This is a genomic window from Bacillus sp. LQ16, from assembly GCF_057784645.1.
Genome location: NZ_CM173491.1, coordinates 236,405 through 242,500, shown reverse-complemented (window position 1 = coordinate 242,500; position 6,096 = coordinate 236,405). Strand labels below are relative to the sequence as shown.

Sequence of the window (6,096 nt, the reverse complement as noted above, 5' to 3'; positions counted from 1 at the left end):
TCGTAATATCGATAATTCAGTTCAACATTGTGACTCTTCAACAGATAACGCCCACCAGTTGTACGCAGCCTACTATTGAACGTTGCTTTATGTAAAAATGGCATTCCGAAGTATTGTAGCGATACTTCTTCCACTAGCCGTTGAATTTCTTCCTCGTCCATTCTCATTCCTCCTAAACAAAAAAATATTTTTACACTTTTCACGCTTCTTATACATATATTAAATAGTACATATACCCATCCTCATTCAAGACGCGTGGTTTCTAAAAACACAACATGAATAGAAATCCACTCACCAACCTCTCATCAATAGCACTTTAGATTTTTGAGAGTAGGATTAAACAAGGAGGGATTCCTATGCCTACGTGGCTAAAAAAACAGATGCAACGTGCATATTTCGAAAAAAACCGGTATCAAATTAAATTGCTAAATGAATGCTGGTTTTATTATAGCAAAATACATCAAAACTCATAATCCATTACACTTTTTATTCTATAAAAAAAGAGCAGTTTCATCTGCTCTCTTCTCTTACTATTCAATCGGCAACATAGATAGTGCAACGCGTCCCTTTTTTGTATCAATATCATCTACCCATACTTTTACAATTTGTCCTACTGATACAACATCTAACGGATGCTTTACAAACTGTTTACTAAGCTTAGAAATATGCACTAAACCATCTTGCTTTACGCCTACATCAACAAAAGCACCAAAATCAACAACGTTACGCACTGTTCCTTCTAGTTCCATACCACGTTTTAAATCTTCTAATTTCAAAATCCCTTTTTTCAGAAGTGGTTTAGGCAACTCATCCCTCATATCTCGTTCCGGGCTAATGAGCGCATCTATAATATCAACTAACGTCGGCTCCCCAACTCCCGTTTCTTGAGACAACTTAGAAATCTCCACTTCTTCCAATCTCTTTTGTAATTGCGGTTGTCCTACGTCATCTATCGATAAGCCTAAACTCTTCAATAACAATTCAACATTTTTATACTGTTCGGGATGAATACCTGTTCGATCTAATGGATTCGCTCCTTCTAATATACGCAAGAAACCTATACATTGTTCGTACGTCTTTGCACCTAAACGTGGGATTTTCTTTAATTCCGTGCGCTTTGTGAATTTCCCATCCTCTTCTCTCTTTGCCACAATATTTTTCGCAACAGTTTTCGATAAACCTGAAACATATTGTAACAATGCAACCGAAGCCGTATTTACATTAACCCCAACTTGGTTAACAGCTGTCTCTACTACAAATGTTAATGACTCATTCAATCTCTTTTGAGATACATCATGTTGGTATTGTCCAACCCCAACTGATTTAGGATCAATTTTCACAAGTTCAGCAAGTGGATCTTGCAGACGTCTTCCAATAGAAACGGCACTTCTCTCTTCAACTTGTAAATTCGGGAATTCTTCACGGGCTAAATCAGAAGCTGAATATACACTAGCACCCGCTTCATTTACAATAATATAAAAGACGTCCTGTTTCACACTTTGTAATACATCTACTATAAATTCTTCTGTTTCTCTAGATGCTGTCCCATTACCAATTGCAATCATTTCAACTTGATATTTATCTATAATAGAAAGAACTTTCGTTTTTGCATCATCATATTTACGAACAGGCGGATGCGGATAAATAACATCAATATGTAGTACTTTCCCCGTATCATCTACTACAGACAATTTACAACCAGTTCTATATGCCGGATCTACCGCTAGCACGACTTTCCCTTTCATCGGAGGTTGTAATAATAAGTTACGTAAGTTCTCAGAGAAAATATGTATCGCTTGTTCTTCAGCTGTTTCTGTTAATTCTTTACGAATTTCTCTTTCAATTGAAGATTGAATTAATCGTTTATAACCATCTTCAATCGCTAATTGTACATAATGCGCACTTTTAGAATCGTTATCACGAACTACTTTCTTATATAAGAAATTTAATATCTCATCTACTGGTGGGACAACAGAAACTCTCAATATATCTTCTTTCTCACCGCGATTCATTGCTAATACACGATGCGGTACTACTTTTTGCAATGGTTCTTCATAACTGTAATACATTTCATATATATTCTTTTCATCTTTTTCTTCACCTTTTACGGACGAAGACATAATACCTTTTCTAAAAGTAACATTTCGAATCCAACTACGATACGCAGCTTCATCTGAAATCATTTCTGCAATAATATCTTGTGCACCTTGTAAAGCTTCTTCTGCAGATTGCACTTCTTTCTCTGCATTAATAAATTCCACTGCCTTTTTAGCCGGTTCTTCTTTCTTATATAACAATAACCATTCAGCTAACGGTTCTAACCCTTTTTCTTTTGCAATCGTTGCTTTCGTTCTTCTTTTCTCTTTATATGGACGATATAAATCTTCTACTTCCTGCAACTTTGTAGCTTTAACAATTTGCTGTCTTAGCTCTCCTGTCAGTTTTCCCTTCTCATCAATAAGACGAATAACTTCTTCCTTCCTATCTTCAAGTTGCATCATATATTGCCATCTCTCTAAAATCACACGAATTTGCACCTCATCTAAAGAGCCTGTCCATTCTTTTCGGTAACGAGCAATAAATGGAACTGTGTTACCTTCTTCTGTTAATTGAATAACATGACGAACTTGCTTTTCGCTAAAGCCTAATTCTTTCACTAACATTTTCATTAACGCTTGTCGATTATCTACCATTTCCATATACAACCGTAACCTCCTCTATAATAAAAAAAAGTTGCCCTTCAAAGAGAGCAACTTAAACTGCCGATTTAAAAATCTATTAGTCCTAAACTAATTTGTAACGCTTCATCTACACGACTCATCATCACTTCATCTAAATGAGTGATTTTGTCCGTTAAGCGTTGCTTATCGATTGTTCGAATCTGCTCAAGTAAAATAACAGAATCTCTCTCAAAACCATACTTTTTCGCATCAATTTCCACATGAGTGGGTAATTTCGCTTTTTGAATCTGTGCAGTAATAGCCGCTACAATCACCGTTGGACTAAAACGATTTCCGATGTCATTTTGAATGACAAGAACCGGACGAACGCCTCCTTGCTCAGAACCAACAACTGGGGAAAGGTCTGCAAAATACACGTCGCCGCGTTTTACAATCAAAATATTACCCCCCGCTAACTAAGCGTTCTACTGTATGAGCTGCTTCATACTCCGCTAAGAAAGCTTCAGATGCAATACCAAGATTAATTTTTCCCATTTCAATATACCCACGTCGCATTGATTCATGTTGGTAGCGTTTCTTCGTCTTATGTTGACGCAATAACAATTGTGTTGCCTGGCAAATTAGTTCATGGCGATTCTTATTCTCTTGTTTTCCAATTCCGTCCAATTCCGTTACCATTTGCTTTGGCAACCGAACCACGATTTCAGTAGTTACACTTGATTCGGACACAAAAATACACCTCCACCGTCAACTACACACCCAAATATATATATGACACCTATTGTAATAATACCATTGTATGGAGCCTGTTGCAAAGACTTCCTTATTCCTTGCTTATGTTTTCCAATTCACAAACAAAACATTCATCTTCTTAAATTTTTTATCTCATAACTAACTAAAAACAATAGAACTCCTCTTCAAAACTTACGTGTAACTTATATAAAAAATGATTATAAGTAAAAAGCTTCTCATCAAAAAGAGCTTATTATCCAGCAATGAACAGTCACTCCAATGACAAGAAGCAATCATACTACCTTCTATATATTGTTCAAGTAATTAATTATCTCTACAACCTTACCATTCCGTATAAATATTCTTGGCACACGGAAACTGATCGTTGCAATAATTTCATAATTAATAGTCCCTGAATATTCCGCAACCTCTGTAGCGCTAATATACTCATCTCCCTGCCTTCCAATAAGCGTAACTTTCGTACCAAGCGGCACTTCACAAGGAAGATGAATCATGAACTGATCCATTGTTACTCGCCCTACAATCGGTACCCTTTTACCATTTATAAGCACTTCAAATCCTTGTAATCTTCTAAGCCACCCATCTGCATAGCCAATCGCTACAGTTGCAATCCATTCTTCAGTTTTCGTTCGGTAAGTGACGTTATAACTAATTCCATCACCTTTAATCACCTGTTTAATATGAGCTACTTTCGTATGCAGTGATAGCGCCGGTTCTAATTCAAATGGTAAAAAAGGACGTATTTCTACAGAAGGAGATAATCCATACATTGCAATCCCAATTCGTACTGCATTAAATGTAATCCCTTGAAAACGTAACGTGGCAGCACTATTAGCTGTATGGACAAACTTAGGATCCACTCCGAATTCTTTCAACCAACTTAACTGCTCTAAGAACGTGTTATATTGCTTATCAAAATACGAAGTCTCAACCTCATCTGCCGTTGCAAAATGCGTGTATACTCCTTCTAACTCTAAAAACGGTGCACCTTCTAAACTCTTTAAAAATGCTTTCAGTTCTTTTCTTTCACGTATTCCAATTCTCCCCATACCACTATCAAAGTTAATATGGAATTTCATTACAGATGAACCATCCCAAAGTTTAATTGCTTCGTCCACCCATTCTTTTTGAAAAACAGTTAGCGCTACATCATTTTCAGCAGCTACATTTACATCACGCGGCGGCGAGGGACCTAACACTAAAATCGGCACAGTAATACCAGCCCTCCGAAGCACTAAAGCTTCATCTAAAAAAGCCACAGCTAACCTTGTTGCACCCGCTTCTAATGCCGTTTTAGCCACCGGTACATAATCGTGCCCATACGCGTTTGCTTTAACTACAGCAAAAATCTCTACATCACTTGGGATGAACTCTTTAATATGCGTAACGTTGTTATAAATGGCATCTAAATCCACTTCCACCCAAGTGTCACGGTAAAATGGTGCTTCTTCCATAAATACACTTCCTTATACACGATATGCGAAGCTTATTCTTTTATATGCTTCTTTTATGAAATCCACCTTCAAACTAAGAAAAGACGTGGTGCACATATATCACCACGTCTAAGAAGTTTACTTCACCTGCTTCGCTGTAACTGAACGAGCAACCATTAGTAGCTCCTTCGGCTCTAAACCTTTAGACACGAGCATATATTCTACTCCGTTATGCGACCACGTTACAGAGTCTTTCGTCAATGCACCAATCGTAAACCCAAGATCAACTGGTTCTCCACTTACACTTACCGCTGATGAAGCCTCTGCAACTTTTGCCTTTTCTTGTATTAAAGTAAAGGATTTCTTATTTCCAGTGTATGTGAGTATCGCACGCTTGCCACTGTCTGTCTTCAACTCTTTTTCATCTTGCAGAGTCATACCTTGCGGTGTATCAAGTGGATACAAAATAGCAAACGGTTTGTCTTCTTTCGCTGTTGTTTGAACATCTACCTGCGCTCTAGACATATTTTGTTTCGTATCAAATGCACCTTTATCAAATTTCGCATCGAATTTCACCTTAGAGAAATCTACTTTTACAAGAACATTTTGATCATTATCCATTAACTTCACTGAAACTGGAGTCAAATCGCTCTTCTTCAGCGTAATCTCTTGTTTCGGCAACATATTTTGATGTTGATAGTTTGTTTTTGTTTTAAAAATATAATACTTATCTGTTTTCTCGAAAGTAAGGTTTTTCTTATCCTGCAAAATATCTCTTACAAGTGATTCATATAAATAAGCCTGGCTGCTATTTTGCGGCCAATCACTTTGAAAACGGAAGCTCTTATTAAGTGCTGGCGTTAATACAAATACACCTTCTTCATTTCTTAAAATGATTTGGCTCTGATCTTTTTTTGCATTCTTTAAATTCACACGATAAAAAGACGGTTCCTTATGCCAAATCTCTACATTATACTCCTGAGGCTCATTTCCTGTTTTAATAGATAATTTCGCTTCAGCTTGATAACTTTTCATCCCTTTTACTTTCGCTTCTAAATCTCTCACGACATCATCTTGTTTCTTTTCCACACAACCCGCCAACACAAAAACGGTCAACAAACCGACAAGAACTAAAAACAGACGCCTTTTCATCACTTCAGCCCCTTTGCCCCTATAAATGAATGGAAGATGTACCTTCCTTATCGCTACCTCAAATATATGAGACAAAG

7 protein-coding genes (1 of these 7 running past the window's edge) are annotated in these 6,096 nt (G+C 37.0%); 1 reads left to right on the top strand and 6 read right to left on the bottom strand.

The features are described 5' to 3' along the window. Nucleotides 1-161: the beginning of a SprT family protein gene (locus AC3EMB_RS01375; RefSeq protein WP_016083957.1), read on the bottom strand. 298 nt of this gene lie to the left of the window's left edge; only the first 161 of its 459 coding nucleotides appear in the window; the start codon lies at nt 159-161; its stop codon lies off the left edge, out of view. A 195-nt stretch (nt 162-356) separates the two neighbouring features. Here AC3EMB_RS01375 and cmpA point away from each other — a divergent pair, with 195 nt between their 5' ends. Next, nucleotides 357-473: a cortex morphogenetic protein CmpA gene (cmpA, locus tag AC3EMB_RS01370; protein ID WP_001143640.1), complete on the top strand. Its 117-nt coding sequence runs from the start codon at nt 357-359 to the stop codon at nt 471-473. A 57-nt stretch (nt 474-530) separates the two neighbouring features. Here cmpA and AC3EMB_RS01365 read toward each other — a convergent pair whose 3' ends face one another. The 5 genes from AC3EMB_RS01365 to AC3EMB_RS01345 form a co-directional block, all read right to left on the bottom strand. Then, the gene (locus AC3EMB_RS01365) at nt 531-2,699 is read right to left on the bottom strand and encodes a Tex family protein (protein ID WP_488517408.1); all 2,169 of its coding nucleotides are present in this window, start codon (nt 2,697-2,699) and stop codon (nt 531-533) included. Between the two features lie 68 nt (nt 2,700-2,767). Beyond that, nucleotides 2,768-3,118, bottom strand: coding sequence for a type II toxin-antitoxin system endoribonuclease NdoA (ndoA, locus tag AC3EMB_RS01360; RefSeq protein ID WP_000635965.1), 351 nt, complete (start codon nt 3,116-3,118; stop codon nt 2,768-2,770). A gap of 4 nt (nt 3,119-3,122) precedes the next feature. Continuing rightward, a complete protein-coding gene (locus tag AC3EMB_RS01355; RefSeq protein WP_000004570.1) occupies nt 3,123-3,410 on the bottom strand; it encodes an antitoxin EndoAI in 288 nt (95 codons plus the stop codon). Nucleotides 3,411-3,718: 308 nt separating this feature from the next. Then, nucleotides 3,719-4,888, bottom strand: coding sequence for an alanine racemase (alr, locus tag AC3EMB_RS01350; RefSeq protein WP_000390593.1), 1,170 nt, complete (start codon nt 4,886-4,888; stop codon nt 3,719-3,721). A gap of 117 nt (nt 4,889-5,005) precedes the next feature. Beyond that, nucleotides 5,006-6,019: a LolA family protein gene (locus tag AC3EMB_RS01345; RefSeq protein ID WP_000830133.1), complete on the bottom strand. Its 1,014-nt coding sequence runs from the start codon at nt 6,017-6,019 to the stop codon at nt 5,006-5,008. Between the last annotated feature and the right edge of the window lie 77 nt (nt 6,020-6,096).